Source organism: Mesorhizobium sp. M1227, from assembly GCF_040318315.1.
Lineage (GTDB): Bacteria > Pseudomonadota > Alphaproteobacteria > Rhizobiales > Rhizobiaceae > Mesorhizobium.
Window position 1 is genome coordinate 247,574 of sequence record NZ_JAMYLZ010000004.1, and the last position, 18,165, is coordinate 265,738.

The 18,165-nt window shown below is 61.7% G+C and carries 13 protein-coding genes and 2 pseudogenes; 4 read left to right on the plus strand and 11 right to left on the minus strand.

Annotation, left to right across the window (positions count from 1 at the left end):
* From NKH28_RS08765 to NKH28_RS08795, 7 genes and pseudogenes are all read right to left on the minus strand, one after another.
* The gene (locus NKH28_RS08765) at positions 1–2,046 is read right to left on the minus strand and encodes a hypothetical protein (RefSeq protein WP_352612577.1); all 2,046 of its coding nucleotides are present in this window, start codon (positions 2,044–2,046) and stop codon (positions 1–3) included.
* A complete protein-coding gene (locus NKH28_RS08770) occupies positions 2,043–3,383 on the minus strand; it encodes a hypothetical protein (RefSeq protein WP_352502901.1) in 1,341 nt (446 codons plus the stop codon). The genes NKH28_RS08765 and NKH28_RS08770 overlap by 4 nt, the downstream gene beginning before the upstream one ends.
* Entirely contained in the window at positions 3,380–7,228 is a 3,849-nt protein-coding gene (locus NKH28_RS08775; protein ID WP_352871002.1) for a coiled-coil domain-containing protein, read from the minus strand. The genes NKH28_RS08770 and NKH28_RS08775 overlap by 4 nt, the downstream gene beginning before the upstream one ends.
* On the minus strand, positions 7,225–8,553 hold the full coding sequence (locus tag NKH28_RS08780; RefSeq protein WP_352612583.1) for a hypothetical protein: 1,329 nt from the start codon (positions 8,551–8,553) through the stop codon (positions 7,225–7,227). Before NKH28_RS08780 ends, NKH28_RS08775 begins: the two co-directional genes overlap by 4 nt.
* The gene (locus NKH28_RS08785) at positions 8,550–9,659 is read right to left on the minus strand and encodes a hypothetical protein (RefSeq protein ID WP_352978474.1); all 1,110 of its coding nucleotides are present in this window, start codon (positions 9,657–9,659) and stop codon (positions 8,550–8,552) included. Before NKH28_RS08785 ends, NKH28_RS08780 begins: the two co-directional genes overlap by 4 nt.
* A 395-nt stretch (positions 9,660–10,054) precedes the next feature.
* Positions 10,055–10,690: an Lcl C-terminal domain-containing protein gene (locus tag NKH28_RS08790; protein WP_352771857.1), complete on the minus strand. Its 636-nt coding sequence runs from the start codon at positions 10,688–10,690 to the stop codon at positions 10,055–10,057.
* A 225-nt stretch (positions 10,691–10,915) separates the two neighbouring features.
* Positions 10,916–11,747: pseudogene (locus tag NKH28_RS08795) on the minus strand (IS5 family transposase).
* A 358-nt stretch (positions 11,748–12,105) separates the two neighbouring features.
* Here NKH28_RS08795 and NKH28_RS08800 point away from each other — a divergent pair.
* Positions 12,106–12,276, plus strand: a complete 171-nt coding sequence (locus tag NKH28_RS08800) for a hypothetical protein (RefSeq protein ID WP_352612588.1) — start codon at positions 12,106–12,108, stop codon at positions 12,274–12,276.
* Positions 12,277–12,989: 713 nt separating this feature from the next.
* On the opposite strand, the gene NKH28_RS08805 is transcribed toward NKH28_RS08800, so the two are convergent.
* Complete coding sequence (locus NKH28_RS08805; protein WP_352612590.1) at positions 12,990–13,295, minus strand: hypothetical protein; 306 nt, start codon at positions 13,293–13,295, stop codon at positions 12,990–12,992.
* Positions 13,296–13,954: 659 nt separating this feature from the next.
* Complete coding sequence (locus NKH28_RS08810; RefSeq protein ID WP_352978476.1) at positions 13,955–14,848, minus strand: hypothetical protein; 894 nt, start codon at positions 14,846–14,848, stop codon at positions 13,955–13,957.
* A gap of 640 nt (positions 14,849–15,488) precedes the next feature.
* Between NKH28_RS08810 and NKH28_RS08815 the strand changes: the two genes are divergently transcribed.
* On the plus strand, positions 15,489–15,614 hold the full coding sequence (locus NKH28_RS08815; protein ID WP_352612592.1) for a hypothetical protein: 126 nt from the start codon (positions 15,489–15,491) through the stop codon (positions 15,612–15,614).
* A 234-nt stretch (positions 15,615–15,848) separates the two neighbouring features.
* On the opposite strand, the gene NKH28_RS08820 is transcribed toward NKH28_RS08815, so the two are convergent.
* Together NKH28_RS08820 and NKH28_RS08825 are read right to left on the minus strand one after the other, a co-directional pair.
* Positions 15,849–16,067, minus strand: a complete 219-nt coding sequence (locus NKH28_RS08820) for a DUF3072 domain-containing protein (protein WP_352502879.1) — start codon at positions 16,065–16,067, stop codon at positions 15,849–15,851.
* A 532-nt stretch (positions 16,068–16,599) separates the two neighbouring features.
* A complete protein-coding gene (locus tag NKH28_RS08825) occupies positions 16,600–17,262 on the minus strand; it encodes a Crp/Fnr family transcriptional regulator (RefSeq protein ID WP_352978478.1) in 663 nt (220 codons plus the stop codon).
* Positions 17,263–17,523: 261 nt separating this feature from the next.
* Between NKH28_RS08825 and NKH28_RS08830 the strand changes: the two genes are divergently transcribed.
* Together NKH28_RS08830 and NKH28_RS08835 are read left to right on the plus strand one after the other, a co-directional pair.
* Positions 17,524–17,754 carry a hypothetical protein gene (locus NKH28_RS08830; protein ID WP_352502878.1) on the plus strand — a complete coding sequence of 77 codons (231 nt, stop codon included), beginning with the start codon at positions 17,524–17,526 and terminating at the stop codon, positions 17,752–17,754.
* A 152-nt stretch (positions 17,755–17,906) separates the two neighbouring features.
* Positions 17,907–18,062: pseudogene (locus tag NKH28_RS08835) on the plus strand (hypothetical protein); the annotation flags it as partial.
* Between the last annotated feature and the right edge of the window lie 103 nt (positions 18,063–18,165).

Here is an 18,165-nt window from a genome sequence, read left to right on the forward strand (position 1 = left end):
CTATTCGACCAGGCTGAAGCGGCCTGGCCCGCAGGCCCGGCTGGTATTGTCGTGTGCAATGTCGTTGCCCGGCAGCAGGAAACTGGCGCTGGAGGCGCTGTCGGCGAAACTGACCGCGCAGCGGAAGCCGGACACCGTCGAGGTGGTGAAATTCGCCGACGAACCGCGCTCGAGCTGGATGGCGGAGCCGACCGTAAGGCCAGCGGCCATGGGCGCGAGCCCGTCCGAGCGACCCGCCACGACCGCGCCGCGCAGAACTAGCGGATTGGCGGCGGCGATGTCCGTGAAGGCCATCCGCATCAGGCTGTCGGAGGTGAGCACCGCGCCGAAGCGTGCGCGCACAATGCTGGAGCGGGCAGGCGCTTGGGCCGAGATCAGCAGCCGTGCCCGAACGCCTTGGATCGCCAGCATGTCTGCTTCGACCCTGAGCCCGCGCGCATAAAGGTCCGCCAGGCACAGCGACGCGCCCCGCGCGATCGGCGACAGTCCGTCCGCCACGGTGCCGATAGTCACATCGTCGAGCGCGACCGCGCCATTCTGCGCGATCACGGCGACGACCTCGTCGGTCGTTTGAGCGGCTGCCCGCGCCAGATCGATCCGCTCGAGTTCGAGCCGCGGCAATCCATCGGCGACGATGATCACGCCTGTGGCTGACAGGATGCATGACGACGTGCCGGCAGGCACTCGGTTGGCGGTGCCGACGAGCCGCGTGCGGGCAACGCCGGGGGCCGGCGCCATGTGCACGGTCTTGAACGGCAATCCCTTCAGGATTAGCGTCTGCGGCATCTGGACCGATGCGGGCAGTTCGAGCCTGAGATTCGCCCGCCCGGCGCAATCGCCCTCGGCAGAGAATTGCGCCAGCGTCAGCGTGCCGCCATCATTGATGCGGCGAAGGCACGTATCGCCGGCCGAACCCCGACAGTCGAACCCGGTACCCGGCGCCGGAGCGGCTGTCAGCGCGCGATCCGTCTCGCCCATCCAGTCGCCAATGCCGGGGGCGGAGAGGCCGAGCGCCAACGTCAGACGCGGGCAACCCGTAAATGACAGGCTTCGCCCCTCCGCGAAGATCCAATCCAGCCGCGCATTGCCGAGGGAGTCAAGCGAGGTGATGGACAGGCCGGCTGACAGCGGCGTCAGGCCGAGGTCGATACCCGGCTGCGCGAAGGTCGAGTGCTCGCGCTGATAGCCATCGCAATTCGACAGACACAGGTCGACGAAGGGCGCCGAACGAAGCGCCGCCACCGCGTCGGCGCCGAGCAGGGTTACGGCCTCGGCCTCAGCGATGCCGAAGAATGATCGCAGCTTCTTCTCCGCCGCTTCCGCTCCGGCTGCATCGGCAATGATGTCGCGCGTCGCCTTGCCGTCAAGGCGCACAATCGGCAGGTAGGAGGGCTGCGCACCTTCGCCCGGCGGCGCGTAGCGCACGACATAGATCGTGTCGCCAATGCTTTCGGCGCTGAGGAAGGTTTCAAACCGGTGCAGACTCCAGCGCGCCGCACTCGCCACCGCTACATTCGATGTGCCGCCAAGATCGGCGCGCCCGCAATCGAACACGAAGGGTGTCCCGACATCGGGCGGCGCGACGAAGCCCTGCAGTACGCCAGGGAGTTGCAACCGCTCGCGGATAGCGAGCGCTGCCTTGATCTCCGCGCAGGCGGCGGGGACGGCGAAATAACCGCTGCCCGAGACGGCGGGGAGATAGTAGTTGCCCGATGCCTCGACATCGGCCCAGATGGCGGTCGTCGCCGGCCAGTCGATATCGAAGGCCGTGCCGGGGCATGGCAAGCGCGGCTGCGCGCCGAAGCCGTTTTCGGTCTGAAGCTTGGCGAACGTTGCCTCCGAGACGATAGCGGTGTCAGGCAGGTGCAGCAGCCGCTTCGCCTGGCCGGCGCTGGCGCAGCCGGCAAGCTCCACCGCCTTGCCGTCGAAAAGCGCGACATAGACGTCCTTGTTCTGATCGGTGACGAAAGCGTCAAGCTGCGGCTCGGCGGGGGCCACCGAAGTGCTGGCGAGAAACAGGGTGAGCAATGCGGCCGCCTGTCTCATCTCAGTTCGCTCAGGCAGCTTGCCGCACGGGTGGGCTCCATATTGACTTCGGTCATCAACGGATCGAGGCCGGCCGACTGGCACAGCTCCTTGACCGAGATCGAGTGCGGCCCCTGGAAATCGACCTTGAGAGTTCCATTGCTCATCTGCCCGTTCTGGCCGATGCACAGCGGATTGTTGGCGAGCGCCGGCCGACGGCAGGTGCGGATGACGTCGGCCATTGCCCGGCGGTTGGTCAGTTCGCAGAAGTAGATGCGGCAAAGCGCGGCGACTGCGGCGCGGTTCTCGGCGTCGGCATTGATGATGCGCTTGATGTCGGTGATCAGGCCGCTCGCCTTGGCTGCGAATGCTAGGCCTTCGACGCGAGTTTTCTCGCCCGCGATCTCGCCCGACCGTTCGGTGATCTTCGGCATCAGGTTGATGTTTTCCGAGGTTATGAACAGGCCGCCTTTCCAGCGGTCGAACTCGTCGAGGATCGAGGTCGCCCTCAGGATCGCTTCGCGGTAGGCGTTGTAGATCGGCCCCATCTTGGTGTCGCGCGCCGCCTCGTAAACCTGGTTTAGCGCAGCGTATTCCTTGTTCACCGCGTCGGCGCCCGCCTTGATACCGTCGATGCCGGCGCGCGAACTCTGCACCAGACCCTCGGCACGCTTCAGCTTGCGGGAAAACATCGCCGTAATCGGGCTCTCGACGCTGGCGAAGTAGTTTTCGATCACCTTGCCGGCCGCTCCGTCGGCGAAGGCATTGATCTCGGTGTCAGACAGATTGGAGATCAGGCCGCACTGGGCGTCGAAATCGGCGCTCAATGGCCCGGCCTGGCAGGCGCTCATCTCCGCCAGTCTCTGATCGAGCGTCCGGTTCGAAGCGAGCCCGTCGGCATACTCGAACAGCGCATGGTTCCATTCGATTGCATTCAAGTCAGCCTGGCTGTGCCGCCGGTCGCGGCAGAACAGCGTCTGCTCCATCCGGCTCTGGTTCCCCGAAGCGCGGTAGGCGTCGAGGTGACGCGTCGCCTCGGCGCAGGTCGCCAGACCTGAAATCAGCCCGGCAAGCTGCTGGTGGACGGGCGGCAGTCCGCGTGTCTGCGCCTCCCGCATTAGATTGGCGGCGCGTTGGCTGTCTTCGGGACTGCGGGCCGGGCGGTGGAAGACGCAGAGGCCTTGCTCGAAGGTTTTCAGCGTGCCGTCCGGAATGGCCGGCCCCTCGCAGTTTGGAGCGTCGAGAACACGCGATTCGATCCTATAGCCGGCAAGATTGTCGACGAAGAGGTCGCGCGCGGCCGCTCCCGTCGCGCCAAGCGCCATGCCGAGCGCCGCTGTGGCGATGATCGCTCTCATGGCGCGCTCGCGAAGATGAAATAGAGGGTGAACACAGCGCCGTCGAAGGGGCAGTCGCTCGGCTGCAGCGACAGCCGGTATGAGCCGATCAGCGGCGCGCCGAGATAGGGCAGGATCAGGCTGGTGTCGTTCGACGGTCCGGGTGCGCGGGGGAACTTGCGCGCCTGGTAGCGATCCTGAACCCAATAGCGGATGATCCGGCTGATCTCGTCGCCGCTGTCGGCTTGGTTGAAAAAGGTCTGCAAGGCGACCCGCTCCGGCCCGACCGAAATGTCGGCGCGGACCTCGTTCGACCCCTTGGTCAGCGGCTTGAACACGAAGCCGCTGCCGCGGTGTTGCAAGGCGAAGCGGTTCCACTGCGCGCCAGTGCACTGGTAGTCGGTGCCGACGAAGACATCGATCAGTGTCAGATTCTTGCGCTCGCGGAATTTGTTGGGCGCCCATAGCGCGAAATAGCCGTTCGCTTTCATCAGCCCGTCGGTCGATGCGAAGGGCGAAACCTCGAACTCGACATTCTCGTCGAGCGCCAGCTTGCGGGCGAAACCGGAATTGGCGGGCACTACGATCTGGGCGACATCGATATTGATCTGCCGCTCGTCGAAAAAGCGCTTGGCGACAATGTCGTCGATCATTGCCTGCAGCTGGGTTGCGTTGCGCACATAGACCTCGGGCACAGTCGCGGCCTCGCCGGTGAAGGCCTGCACCACTTCAAAGCGGCGGCGCATCAGGTGCATCAGCCGGTTGGCGGTCTCAAGCACGCGCCGCTTGGTCACCAGATATTCGGGAATGCCCTTCATCAGGTCGGCTACGGTGTCCTGGGTCGCGATGAACAGATTCTTGCCCGTCGCCGGATCGTCGATTTGGGTAACGAGCTTGGTCATGTCTTCTTGCTGCTTTGTCACCTCCGCCTGAATATTGCCCTGGAACTTCAGGATGCTGTCCTGGAGCGCGCGGCTCTTGAGACCGAGATCCTTGGCCTGGTTCAGGCCCGCGACGAGTTCCTCGGTGTTGCCGCGCGACTGCGTGATGCGCTGCTCGACGAAGGCGAGTTCGGCATCGTTCAGTGCCAGCATCTTGTCCCTCTGCCTGTCGCGTAGTTCGTTGATCAGGTTGGTCGAGGCATTTGATTTCTCGGCGAGGCCGGTAACGGTCGTCTGCGCAGCGCGAACGCGCTCGATGCGGCCGTTGGTTGCCGCGACCAGTTCGGCAACACGTGCATTGTCCTCGTTGAGCTGAGCTTCCGACAAGGACAGCTTGTCGAGTTCGAGATTGAGGATCGCGATCTCATTGGTCAGCCGGTCGATCGTGCGCTGCTGGTCGGTGATCTGGAAACTGAGCATGTCGTTTTCGCGCGCCTGAAGATCGAGTCCGGCAAGTATTCGTTCATGGTCGGACGTGAGCCGCGCCACCTGTTCGTCGATGCCGAGATCCTGGCTCTGGCAGTCGACCGCCGCCATCGAGCCCTGCAGTGTCAGCTCCTTGATCTCTTCGGCCCCTTGCGCCAGCCGGCCGGCGAGTTGGAAATGCGTGTCGATCAGCGCCCGGGCCTTGAGCGCCTTGTCGAGGTCGAGTTCCTCATTCGCTTGGCGCAGCTGCGTGATCCTCTGCTGCAGGCCGTTGATCTGGTTGATGTTCTCCTGCGTCACCCGCCCGGTCGCGATGATCGTCGACAAGATCGACTGTGCCGCTTCGAGCGACGCCTTGACGACCTTGGAGGTGTCGATCTTGGTCGCCGCGCCGCTGGCGAGCCCGCAGGCGCAGACGTTGACCTCGGGTATCGCCGCGGAGATCGCGTAGGCGGCCTGGATGGCGGTGAGCGTGATCTGCGCGGCCTGCGTCGTGCCGTTGAACGCAGCGAACCAGGCGATCACTTCGGTCAACTGGCCGTCGACCTGGTCGCGGGCTTCCTCAAGGTCCGCCTTTTTCTTGGCATAGGCGTCACGCTCGGCTTCATAGAGCTTCTTGGCGAAGTCGGTTTCCGTCTGTGTGAACGAGCCGCAACTGACGTTCGCCAGTTCCTGCGGCAGCGAGACGTTCGACGTGATCATCTGCTGGTCGGACATCAGCGGCTCGACGTCGGCGAAATCGGCGTCACCGATGACGCACTTCATCAGGAAAGCCCTGGCCTGGGTCTGTGTGGCCAAGAGCTGAGCCCTGAGGCCCGACTGTCCATCAGGGCCGCACATCTGGGCGACATACTGGTTGCGCGTGAAGGCCGGCGTCACTGTCTGGCACGGCTGTTCGCCCGCAAGCAGCGGGGTGAATGGATGGGCCGGCGCCTCTCCGATCAGGGCGAGCTGGTTCTCGATGCCGCAAAGCTGTTCGCGGTCGACGGCCCGGCGGCGCTGATAGAGATCGGTCTGGCGCAGTTGCAGTTCGGTGATTGTGTCGTTGGCGCGGGCGATCGCACCCTGGTTGTTGGTGATCTGGGTTTGGAGGATCTGCCGCTGGCGAACCGCCTGTTCGAGCTGGTTGGCGTTGCGCTCGGTCTGGCGGGCATATTCGGTGATCTGGCTCTCGAGCGAGGAAATCTGCAGATCGAGGTTCATCTGAGTCATTTCCCAATTCAGCAGCCAGCGCAGTTCGTTGCGCCGCTCGACTTCGGCCTCCTTGGAGAGGACGATGAGATCGAGTTCCTGCCTGTCATTGATCTGACGGCGCTGGTTCTCGAACTCGGCGATCTTGGTGCCGAGCTCGATCTCCAGCGACCTGATCTGCTGGCGATAGCCGAACGTGTCCTTCTCGGCGTCGACCGCGTTGATCTCTTGCTGGACGGTGGTGGCGAAGGTCTGCGCCTCGTGCTCCAGCTTGCCGATTTTGTGGGCGATCAGGTTGACTTCCTGGCTGCGGATCGTCCGCTCCTCATCGATCGCGCGGGTCGCTTGGCCTTCCTTGTTCGCGTACCACCGCTCAACCAGCGCCTCGACATTGCGCTCGACCTCGGTCAGTCGCTGTTCGCTTTCGGCCAGGGCCTGCTGCAGTTCTTCGAACGGGATCGTGGTGAACTGCATGGGGTCGATGTTGAGGAACAGGAAACCCTTGTGCACGCTGTCCATGCGGGCATCGAGGTCGCTGTGCTGCAGCAGCAGGTCGGCGCGCAAGTCGTCGTAGGTGGACTCGCCCGGAATATCCATCTGCGTCTCGACCAGCACCCACATTGCGGCCTCGTAATTGGTGTAGGCCTTGGAGAGGTTGGGTTGGCTGTCGAGGCCGGCGCCTCCGACAGCGCCCAACGTATCGTAGACCAGGAAGTCGAGCGCCTTGACGCGCGCCTCCGAGAGGGTCTGGTACCAGACGTCGCCGGTGTTCATAAGCAACTGGATCTTCAGCGAGGACAGCGCCGTCAACTGCCGCACGAAGCTGCGGTAACTCGCATCCGCTCCCGCCGCGGCTCCCTGGTCGTTGCCTTGTTGCCGCGCCAGAATGCGAAGACCCCTGTCGACGATCTCGATGCCTTGCCGGCCGAATTCCTGCGCCGCCTGCGGCGAAACCGGCGTATCGTTTCGGCTGACACCGCTCGCCGACGACAGGAAGGGCATGTCGGCCGCGAGGAACAGGCGGTAGCGCCCGAGTTGCAGATGGCAGTCGAAATCGCACACGATCGCCAGCCGTCCGGTCGCCTCGTCGCCGCAGGTCGTCAGGAACTGTTCGAGTTCGGTGGCGACTTCACCCATATATTTTACGTCGGCGCGGAAATTAGCGATCTTCAGCAGGGTCGTCAGCTCGCCGGCATGGCCGGCCGCCGCGTCGACGTCGAGCGCCATGCAGTCCTGCGCGCGCGCCATTCCCGCAGCGCCGAAGACGACGCCGGCAACCAGTCCGCAAAGCAGGAAAAACCGTCTCATGGCTGCCCCGTCGTCAGAAGAACCTCGGAAATCTGGCGCACGTGCCGGGCAAGTTCGGCCATCTGCGCCTTGGAAAGCGAAGGATTCTGGAACCGCCCGACCACCGCCCGGGCATGATTGATGCAGTCTTCGTAGGGCCCATTGATCTTCGCAGTCAGCGCGCCGGTGTCCAGCGTGAGGTCGAGCGTCGAATACGCGCCGGCCAGTCCTGCGCAGGAAGAAAGCTCTGACGTGATCGTCGGATCGTCGACGACATGCGCGAGGCCGGACAGAGCCGTCATCACCCCTTCGATTTGTCCGACGATCTGTAACATCCTTGCCTTACCGTCCTCGAACTCCTTCAGCGAATCCGGCTGGTTGAGGCTGGAGAGATCGACGGCCTGCAGCGTGGCGATCGTCTCGGCTGCTTTCAGCTGGTCCTCCTTGACAAGCACCATGTTGGCCTGAGCGTTGCCGAGTACTCGCTCCAACTCCATCACCTCGGCCGACTTGATCGTCACGTCCATCTCGTTGACCAGCGACTGATATTGGGTCGAAGCGGCGTTCATCAGGTTGAGCGTGTCGTCGACCTTCGTCCTGACCGCCTTGACGATCTGTTCGCGCACCCGCGTCTCGATGAGGCCGGTCGTCTCGGCCCGCCCACGCACTGGCTTGGCCGAACAGACCAGCTTTGCCAGCGCGTCCGAGCCGAGCCGTGCACGCACCGCCCCAACGATCGGGAATAGCGGGCGCCAGGCAGCAGGCAGCGCATCCGCGCTTGCGCCCGACAAAGGTCCAGCATCGATCTCGTTCATACGCGTCAGATGCCGGCATTTCTCCTGCAAGTCGGCTCCGGAAAAGTAAAGCCGCCCGGTGATCAGGTAAGCCTCGATCGCGGCTGCGTATTGTCGCCCGAGGAGGGCGGCGAGTTCTTCAGCGTTATCGGTCGAGACCGGGGCGAAGAAGCGGTAGCGGCTGAGATAGATCTCCGCCCAGGCGAGCCGGCGCATCAGCACCGAGGCGTCGTCAGCCGAAAGCGGGATGACCGGAAAGCCGACGCTGCGGCTGCCGCCCGAGGGGGCAGATGCCTCGCCGATCACCTCGCCGGCGAAGGGCAGGCCGAAATCGGGCTGCGTCGCCTCGTGACTCGGTTCGACGGCAACGGGGCCGGGGGCGAGCAAGCTGAACCGGGTCGTTTCGGGCGTCGCGTTCGAGAGCGTGGCGTTCCAGAAGCCGTCAAGTTTTTCCGATGTGTAAGCGCGCTCCAGAATCGATGCGCCGCCGGCTTCGCTGGCCAACACGCAACTGACGATGACGAATAACGCGATGTCTCGGAAGCTTGTCATCGGCAGTACCACACCCTGTCGGCTGCGCCTGCCTGGGCGCAGATGCCGGTCGCAGCGCCGTGCGCCTTCCAGTCCGCCTTAATCTTGGTGAGATCATTGAATGCGCCCTGTGCCGCGTTGTCGGCATGAACCTCGGCATCCAGTCGCCAGAAGGGCTTTGCCGGATCGGTCGGGAGCAGCACCCCGATCATATTGATGTGGAAGGCGGAGACTTTGAGAAAGTCCTCAGCGCTAGCGACGGTCTTGCGATTAAGATTGGCGTATTGCTCAGGCGTTACGTTGCCGAGCGCCCGCTTGAACTCTTCCTCCGAAACTTCGACGGAGCGCAGCATCTGCGTCGTCTTCGCTGCCAACCCGTCGAGGATTGAGGTGTTGGCGACCAGCGTCGCGCCCGCACCGCTCACCGGTCCGAAGATCTCCGCGAAAATGGCGCGGATCGCCTTCAAGTGCGTGTCGGCCGACTTAATCTCGACGCGGCGCAGCGCGATGCCCGTTTCGAGGTCTGACGCCCGACTGACGAAGCCACTCAGCGCGCCTTGCAGCGTTTCGAACGAGGAACGGGCTTCCGGCGGCGGCTGCAGGAACACCGAGCGCGCATAGCGTACGGCCTCACTGCGGGCGATGTCCTCGACGGCGGCGCGTGTGAGTGCCGATTCCGGGCAACCGGTTACGCTGCCGAGGTCGGTCAGCATCTGCGCGGCATGATAGATTTGATCCATCTGTCGCACCGTGCCGAAGGAGCCGCTGGTGGTGAACTCGGTCTCGACGCCGGACAGATAGTCGGTCAGGTATTCGCGCGCGAACTTCACCATCTCGCACTGCACGCCGGCGGCACGTTCGCGAATGTGGCGGCCGTAGAATGAGGCGCCGACGAAGTATTTCTGGTCGGGCGTCGGTTCGAACCGCTCGACGAAGAGCGACTGGACAACGGTATCGTATTCACCGCACGCATAGGTGCGTTCAAGGCATGCGGGGTCGGTCTGCAGGTCGCACTGCGATAGCGCGGGGCCGCAGATTTGCTGGGCTGCAGCGGGGTCAATTCCTTCGCCGTGCACAAGAAACGCCGCGACGATGATCGCTCGATTGAAGATGTACCTCTTCAACATAACGACCAAAGGAAAATGCACAAAAGCCTCCCCCACCGTCGAAACGGCGGCCTCATTGCTCTTTACTGGCAATATGCTAGCAGGCTACTTTTGGTATTTGTTCGCTACAGCGGAAATTGGCCGCCGAAGGCGTGGCCAATTCAAATTCAGCTTCGCTTTAAAATGCACTGCTAAAGTAAGATAGAACGGTTTGTCTGTCGATACACGTGGCTTTTTGCATTCCGTTACGGAAATGCGTGCCTAAGTGTTGATGCAGTTAACGCATCGTAAAGAGTTGTCTTTTCCGCTCTCTTGGCCCCGTCCAAGCATCGTTCGGCGCCCACGGTTCGAATGCGGGAGGTCACGATCTGGCCTTGGGCCCTAACCTCAACCAATCTGCGCGGGCTGCCAGGCAGCTAGTCCAAGCCTGTGGCGGGCGCCCCAAAAACGCACCATACGCCTGCCTTCTTGGACGCTTCAAGCGGACGCACCAGAGTGGTGGGGGCACTGAAGGCAACGACCGCAAAGGACCCTGCCAGGCCCGGCCATTCAGTGCGGGTCCAGTATTCGGTTTCGCTACGTGCGAGCGGCGGCAGCTTGTATTGCGCGAACGCCTCGCGCTGACTTGGCCAGTCTGCCGAATCGAGGCTCGTCAGTTCCGCCATCGTCGGAAGCTCCCAGCCCATGTCGCCGTGCGGCCCGCCTTGCCCGAGCGTGGCGCAGTACCCCATCGCATCGCTCAGCGTTGCGGGTTGATCAAGCCTGTCTAGCCGGGCAACAAGGCAAGTGCGTTGGTCGACGAAAGCTTTGCCGTCATGTTCAGCGAGCAACCAGAAATTTTGATCACTCAGCGGCTGGCGGGCTTGCTTGTGCACGATACCGCAAGGTGCAGCTTGGGATTGTGACGCTGATATGGTTGCAAAAAAGGCAAGCCCTATGCTGAAAGTCGCAAGAGTGGCGATCCGATGCATGCCTTCCTCCTCCTTGGCCGCGCGTTCGACATGGCAATCGGAAGCGTACTTGAACCGGCGAATAATTGAAAGTTCCTGCACTTGCCGGGTTGCCTTGTAAATGATCGAAGCATTGGTCCACCAAGCGAATGCGTGCAGTAATCCTCGAGCCGAACACCGATCGCTTTAACCTTTCATCGAGCAACCGGGAGTATTAGCTTGTGCTCATATGCGCCGAACGATCAATTCTGGTCTGGAAGTAATCCTCGGTCGTTTCTGCGCCGTCGAGCCAGAGAACAAGCTCTAAGAGCCTGACTCGAAATTCGGTTACGCACGACGCGGAGCTGCCATGCGGCGAAGCATGAGGCCGATCGAGGCGATGAAGATCCACGCCTCGGCGCTGGCGATGGTCGCCTCGAAGTCTTTGGCGAGCCGGCGACAACGTCCCAGCCAGGCGAAGGTTCGCTCGACGACCCATCGTCGTGGCAGCATCTCAAAGCCCTTGGCTGCGTCGGAGCGCTTGATGATTTCGATGGTCCATGTGCCGAGATTGGCCAGAGCCTGCGACAGTTTTTCTCCGGCATAGCCGGCGTCGGCGAACAGATGGCGCAACCAGGGATAAGGCCGTCGAATGGAGGCGATGACGCCGACTGCCCCATCCCTGTCCTGGAAGTCGGCTGCGTGCACCCTCAGCCCGACCAAGTGTCCCTCGCTGTCGGTAATGATATGGCCCTTGCGGTCTTTGACCTTCTTGCCGGCGTCGTTACCGCGCAAACCGGCAACGTCCGTGGTCTTTGCCGATTGGCTGTCGATGACACCGGCGCTCGGGCTCGCCTCGCGACCAGCGCAGGCGTGCCGCAGCCACCAAGTGCAAGTTGATGGTCTCCACAGCCCGTTGTCCCGCCAGGCATAGAACTAGCGTTGAACCGTCGAAACCGGCGGGAACCGGTCGGGCAATGCCCGCCATTGGCAGCCGGTCCAGGCGATGTAGAGAAGCGCGTCCACGACCGCCCGAAGTTCTGTCATCCGCGGTCGTCCCGTTGTCTTCGTTCCCGACAGGAACGGCTCGATCAACCGCCCATTCCCTGTCCGTCAACGCGTTTGCATGTCGCTGCCCCGCGCGGCAATATCGCCGGCGGGCGGTCTCCGTCCAACCCATGTCGTGATCCCGTTCAAGTCTAGACAACTCAAACGAATCACAACGGACGGGGCCACTCAACCGCTTCCACCCCCCTCGGCATTCGTCTCCACAGTCGATCTCGGCCAGCAGTGTGCGTTGCCGAATTGGAGGTCTTTCGACCGCGCATGCTTGGTTGAATTCGAGCCTTGCCGCCGGAGGAAAAGGTTCTTGCCCGTGCCGTAACCAAAGGTTGCAGATGATAATCACTTTGAACAGCCCGGTGGGACGGCATCGCTGTCAAAACCGGACATCGGATCCTTTCCTCAGGCGCAATAACTTTGAAACAAATCCTGCCGGCAAGCGTTCCAGCATAGCGGGCGGGTTGCCGGAGGACCCAATGCCCGACGATGATATCGTCCTTCCCCAAGACCACGACGCTTCGCCACTTCGGGAGGAGGAGTATTATGTCGTCTGCCCGGCGTGCGGCCAGGCGTTCGATATCAGGTGTATGGCAGAGGCGCTTCATCACAACGAGCTGGGCCACGAGCCCTACGACCTCGACTCGTAGTCGGCAATTACCGACGGTCGTCGACGAACGTCAACCCTGATCGAGACCAACACCGAGTTCTCGCTCATCTGGCCGGCGTTGCCGTCCGGTCGGCCTACAACGAATCCCGGTCGCCAGGGCGGAGCTTCGCCGGCACGCTATGTCGTGACAGACACCTTGCGGGCTTTCAGCGACGACTTGATTGCCGTTGCGGGCGTTGTCGGTGCGGTCGTGGCCGCCACTGACCGGCATGGCCGTCAGTGGCCGGGTTCTTAACCCAGGCGGCTTGCTCCACCGCAACATGTCGCCCAGTTGCCTCGCGACGCTCCGAAGCAGACCTTTGCCGGCATCGCGGCCGGGACAAACATGTGATCTCCATAATGCGCACCAACCGGAGCCTGTCGCGATTGAAATTGCTGATCGGCGAACAGGCGCTCGTTGCAGAGAAAGGTTACGATCGATCGCGATGCCCGCGTGCCTTCACGCGAAGGCACATGCTACGCGTCTTGGACGGGCGGGCCGCCTGTTGCCGAGAGCGGACGGCAGGTGAAGCGCGCTTGCGATGGCCCGAATCTGACTTGCTTCACCAGTAACCCGGAAGACGCCAGGGACGCGCTGCGCTGGACGCGTGCCCTAGCCGTCGAGCTCCCATCTATCGGACGGCGCCGCACCCTTGGGCTGTTCAAAGGCGCTTGCATCTTCCCTGCGCCGACGCTGGCAGTGTATCCGGAGCGTCAACCCGCTGAAGTCCGGTTGCGCTTTCTCAGCCGAGTAATCGCCGAATTGTCGACAGTGATCACCCCGCCGCAGTCAATCCGCACAGTGAGTTTGTTCACCCCGCGATCGACGCGGGTGACGTCCCCAACAAGAACCACTCTGTCGCCGGCCCGGACTTTCGGTGGCGGATCAATCGTATAAGGATGGTCATACGAAGGAATGCTCACCCTGGCGCGCCCACTGGGGAGAATCGCGATCACGATACCTGCCAGCGCCACCTCATCGCCGACCTCAAATTCGCGAGGCATGTTAACGTGCAGCATGGTCTTCCTCCCGATGCCTTCCTAATTCACGCTTTGCTAAATTAATGCCCGGCCAACCAGGTTGGTTGCTTGCAATCGACTTCGTACGGTTCCGCACAATTCCAAGCTGGTATGCACTCCCAGTTGGCCTCGGATCGGCCTTGTGCGTCAAAATTCTGCAGAAACGGTTTGACCTTCAGGATGACCTTGGCGCGCCCGCCACACGGTAGCGGAGCGGCGGACTTCATCGCAGTCCGGCGATGGCATAAACGCTGAGCGTGAAGCGGAAATGAATCTTTCGCGTTCAGGTACATCGTTCTGGCAAATTCGAGGAACGCCACGCCGGAAGCAGGAATCGTGTGCTGCTCCCAAGCTCCCTCGGAAGGCAAGTTGACCACCCGCCCACCGTTAGTCTAGGTCCGGCCGGTGCGTTCCAAACGTCATAGAAGCCGGTCGATGGCTTTACTGCCACGCGGGTTATTGGAGCCGGATCATCGATGCTGGTGTCGTGCGCCTACGCCCACGTCAAGTTCGGTTTCATGCATGGGAGCTTCAAGGCCAGCGACGTCATCATCGAGCAATGTTCAGCCAAGCCATATTCGTTGCACATGGAAGGCTCCGATCGGGGTAACATCTCAACACTAGGGCAACCGGACAGACGGTGGAAAACGGCCCCAGCTTCAAAAGCGAGAACAATGCCATAAGCCGTGTGCCCTTCTTCGCGCCAGGCTTCGAGCTATTTGGCGAGCTATCCTGAGTTCGGCCAGCGTTGGTTGCCACCAGCCTCGCTGCCGTTCCGGTAATCCGGCAGCACGCCGAGCGGGCCATGTTCTAATCAATTCAGCCAACGTCGCCGGACGCCATCGGCCCCAGACGTGGTCGACGTTCGCCTCGATCAAATGCGGATAGAACGCTGCTATCTGCGAGGCGTCGACGAGTTCACCCGAAATCTCGGTGAAGACCACGATACCGTATTGCTCCGTTGCCACGGCACGGCCAAGCCGGGGTAAATCGTCTGGGGGCAGTGGATAGCGACGTCGCCTGCGTTCGGCATACCGCAATCTGGCGGCTTTATGTTCCTCGGAGTCTTTGGACGCTTCTCGTCGCCGTTTCCTCTCCTCCGGTTCTGCGCGGCCTGCGGCCCTTTCGATGCTTGGCCAATGGCGCTTCAACTCCTCGTATGAGCGGAAAGGCACCCTCCAGGCCCGCAGTTCGTCGTCCCAGCTCGCCCATGGAACGGCTCGTAGTTCCTCAAGAACCGTCCGCGAATAAGGCGTGCGAATGCGCAGGTCGTCCGCGACTTCCAGATACCGGCTCGACAGGGGATCGAAGGCGAAGGCATCCCGTCCCTTGCTGTCATCATGTGCTGCTCGCAAATCCGCCTCTTGCGCAAGCCAGCGCTGGATCCGCCGCTCTGCAGTCTTTCCTGGCACGAACCAGGTTCTGCGCTCGTCACTCCACCTGGCGCGCGGGAATGTCTGTCGAAACCGCTCAACCGCCGCACGATCGTACGGAAAGCGCGCTTCGGCACCAGGAGCTGTCTGCGGTGCAGCAGGGGCGTCGGATTTTTCCATCAGATTGCGAAGCACAGCATGCGCGCAAACAACGCGGTGCAGCTCATTTGGGTCCAAGAACATCAGAACGTATAGTTAGACCTGCACGAGGAAGCCGATGAGGCGATCGGTGAAGACGCTCCCGCCTTACATATGCCGCTACGGTTGACCAGGATCCGCGTGAGAACTTCACGTTTGTGCTCCGATTGGCACCGGGTCCTGACAGCATCGTGCTTTCGGTTGTTCTGTGGTTCCTCGACCGATAGCAGGACGGCGAGCCCGCGTCGCCGGAGGATAAGAACGACGCGGGCCGATCGGAGATATCCGATCTGGCAGCAAAAATATGAGGGAAAGAGTTTGCTGCGTGGGCAGAACTTTTCCTGCGCGCCGGTGTTCCATCGCGTGAGGAAAAAAGCCCGCCGCACAGGTTGATGCGGCGGGTCGATCAAACGCTGTTGCACCGAGCGGGGGGTCGGACATGCCCGGTGCGCGCGGACCACGCGAACTTTAGATGCACCAGGTGCGATGCGTCCACCAACCGACGGTTGGAGTTTCATTCCGAGAACTGTCTCACAGTGCGAAGCGGGCAAGTAGTTTATCGGGAACCCAGCCTTGGCACAGCACGTTGCTCAGTCGCTGACCTTCGCAAAGGATGCATACAATGGCGAAAGACATATCTCGCGAGGAAGAGCAACGCGGCACCGAAAAAGTTTTCTTCTGGGGCGCTGCAATCGCCCTTGTCCTGTTTGTGTCTTTGGTTACCATCGCCCTCGTCGGAAGGGCCTGATCTGTTTCGACAGTAGGATTGGATCGGGGGGTGCGAGGTCTCGGTGGGTTTAGGGCGAATGCCGGGCTGTTGTACCCTATGAGCCGCTCCCATCCGCCGTTTGTCGTCTCGATCGCCGGTCGAGCCACAATGCACTGAATTCAGAAGATTCATTGCGGGTCACCTGCACCAAAACTGTCCCAATCCAATCCGATCGGCTGTCCTTTGCTAGAGACGAAAAGCCACGGGCGGACGCTACAGGCCTAACTTTTCCCGGAGTGCACCAATGCGTTTAGAAGCTTCCGCCTTGCTAAGGCCGTCGGCATAGGCCTCAGGGTCGTCGGCCTGTTCGGCCAGAGTTTTCAGATATGAGGCTTGTGCGGGAGTCATTGGGTCATCTCCGCTGACCCAATCTTCCGGGTCTTTTCCGACATTTGCCGATGCCTCGATTTTTGGGTTGTGCCGGTCGCCCATGGTCAATCTCCCTTGATTGATCAGCACAATGAGAAACGATCATGATTTGTTCCGCCACATTTGGTAGGGTTTCTCAGACCGTTTGCAGGGCTGCTCGTCACCGACCTGGTCAGTGTGTGGGATCGGTCGGAGTAACGTCGACGCTGGCCGGGACCCGGACAACACGTCGACTGCGGCTGGATGGTGGTTCCCGCGCCGGACTGGTCGCCAACGGCGCTGACAGAGCCTCCGGTCTCAACATATCAATTCTTTGTGGGAAGGGAGAGACTCGGCGTGCCTCACTCAAACTGTCGCAACCAGCAGGGGTTGCCCTTCGCGGATCGAGACCCCCCGCCCAGCATTAGCGATGGCCTGCCGCTTTAGGTGGTTTGTCTCATCCCATCGGCGGACTTCGATATTGGCGCGGATCATGGAGATGCCTGCTCGCCGATCAGGCGGGCGTATTCCGCCTCCGGCTGGCCATATGAGCTGTTTGCCAAGGTGATGAGACCAGTTCGATCACGGACGATGACCTCGCCACGATTTGACCTGATCAGACCGCGGCCTTCCAGCATTTGAAGTGCCAGGGTGACGCCCGGCGTCGTACACCCAACATGACCGACAGGAATTCATGGGTAATCGGCAGCCGGTCGCCTTCTATGCGGTCGTTGCACATGACCAGCCATCTTGCCAGCCGTTCTTCCAGTTTCAAACGCGCATTGGCGAGGGCGGTATAGCTTGCCTGGATCCACGCGTAGTGCACGTACCGCAGCAGAAAAAGCCGCAGCGTCGGGCTGTCGGAAAGCGCCTTTGTGAATGGCTCGGCGTCCATGCTGGCAACCTCGGCATCCGCTTGAATGTAGCAGTCGTGCGGCGATCGATCGCCGCCCATGATCAGCGCCGAGCCGGTCATGCCCTCGAAACCAATGACTATAACTTCGGCGTCGACCTCCGGCCGGAGTTTCGCCACCATCGAGCCGATCCCCGTCTCAAAGAAGTAGACGGCCTCGATAGCGGCGTTTGCGGTTTCGAGTTGCGTCCTCAATGGCAGAAAGCTGCTGTGAAGGTGAGGCCTGAGCAATTGAAGGTTGGCCGGAGACATGCGCCGCAGCAGTTCGTTTCTGTATACAGGCTCTGGGCTAGGAATTGGCTGTGGCGCCCGATCGCGGTCTTCTGAGTTTGCGACGCCAATTTTGGAGGTGTTGGGGCTGCTCATGGCTCCCTCCCGAATTGGGGCGGAAGCACGATGCTCGCTCACAGCCGGCGATGCCCTTAATGTTTATCACCGATCAAAGCAGAGTACGCCTTTCAAACCGGCGAGTCCCGAGAATTATCCGTCGGTCGATGCGGCATGTCCACCTCTCCGGGCCTCCGCGCCCCTGTCTCATAGCAGAGGAACAACCGCACTCGCATCCGTTCGGCACCGCCAGAACCCTCCGGCTGAATGTCTCTTCGGTGCCGCAAATGGAGATGTTGCATGGCTCGATCCGTAGAGCACGTTTTCAAAGACCATCTGAGGCTGCGTTCCGCCGGCGATCTCGAGCAGAATCTCAGGCACAGTTATGCCGACGTCGTTCTCTTGGCCGCGAATCCGAATCTGGTGGGCCATGATGCCGCGCGCGTATCGTCCAAACACCTGCGCGGCCAATTGCCCGAAGGTGAGTTCAAGTACCTCTCAAAACAGGTTCGCGGTCCCACACACTGCTGATCTGGTCTGGCATAATTGGAAAATGCCCCTGCTTTCGAAGCAATCGCCATCGATGAAAAAGGCGGACCGTTACGGCTCGTGGTTGCCGATCCGCGTATTTTTGCTGCTCACAATTCTGGGTCTCAAAACGAGCTGATCGCGAGCCAGTCAAGCGCGGTCGTGACTTGGCCCAAGCGCAAGTGGTTGTCCCGCTGACGACGCAGTATCTCGAGCATCTCACCCACCAAGCAAGCGAGCTTCGGGCCCTCCCAAGGGCTGTTTTCGACGAGGCCCATCATCTATTGGTGCAGCCAGCGTCGCGGCCGTGAATGTCTGAGTTACAAGTTGGCCGGCTGGATTGGCCCTCAACTTCCAACCCATCCGAGACGCGGCCCAGCAGCGCCAGATCGGAAAGACGAAAGACGCCAGCTT

What these genes read in the sequence shown, in the direction of transcription:
- NKH28_RS08765 (WP_352612577.1), bottom strand. Translation starts at nt 2,046, where the DNA reads ATGAGACAGGCGGCCGCATTGCTCACCCTGTTTCTCGCCAGCACTTCG.
- NKH28_RS08800 (WP_352612588.1), top strand. Translation starts at nt 12,106, where the DNA reads ATGCCCGACGATGATATCGTCCTTCCCCAAGACCACGACGCTTCGCCA.
- NKH28_RS08785 (WP_352978474.1), bottom strand. Translation starts at nt 9,659, where the DNA reads ATGTTGAAGAGGTACATCTTCAATCGAGCGATCATCGTCGCGGCGTTT.
- NKH28_RS08820 (WP_352502879.1), bottom strand. Translation starts at nt 16,067, where the DNA reads ATGGGCGACCGGCACAACCCAAAAATCGAGGCATCGGCAAATGTCGGA.
- NKH28_RS08825 (WP_352978478.1), bottom strand. Translation starts at nt 17,262, where the DNA reads ATGAGCAGCCCCAACACCTCCAAAATTGGCGTCGCAAACTCAGAAGAC.
- NKH28_RS08815 (WP_352612592.1), top strand. Translation starts at nt 15,489, where the DNA reads ATGGCGAAAGACATATCTCGCGAGGAAGAGCAACGCGGCACCGAAAAA.
- NKH28_RS08805 (WP_352612590.1), bottom strand. Translation starts at nt 13,295, where the DNA reads ATGCTGCACGTTAACATGCCTCGCGAATTTGAGGTCGGCGATGAGGTG.
- NKH28_RS08780 (WP_352612583.1), bottom strand. Translation starts at nt 8,553, where the DNA reads ATGACAAGCTTCCGAGACATCGCGTTATTCGTCATCGTCAGTTGCGTG.
- NKH28_RS08810 (WP_352978476.1), bottom strand. Translation starts at nt 14,848, where the DNA reads ATGGAAAAATCCGACGCCCCTGCTGCACCGCAGACAGCTCCTGGTGCC.
- NKH28_RS08775 (WP_352871002.1), bottom strand. Translation starts at nt 7,228, where the DNA reads ATGAGACGGTTTTTCCTGCTTTGCGGACTGGTTGCCGGCGTCGTCTTC.
- NKH28_RS08770 (WP_352502901.1), bottom strand. Translation starts at nt 3,383, where the DNA reads ATGAGAGCGATCATCGCCACAGCGGCGCTCGGCATGGCGCTTGGCGCG.
- NKH28_RS08830 (WP_352502878.1), top strand. Translation starts at nt 17,524, where the DNA reads ATGGCTCGATCCGTAGAGCACGTTTTCAAAGACCATCTGAGGCTGCGT.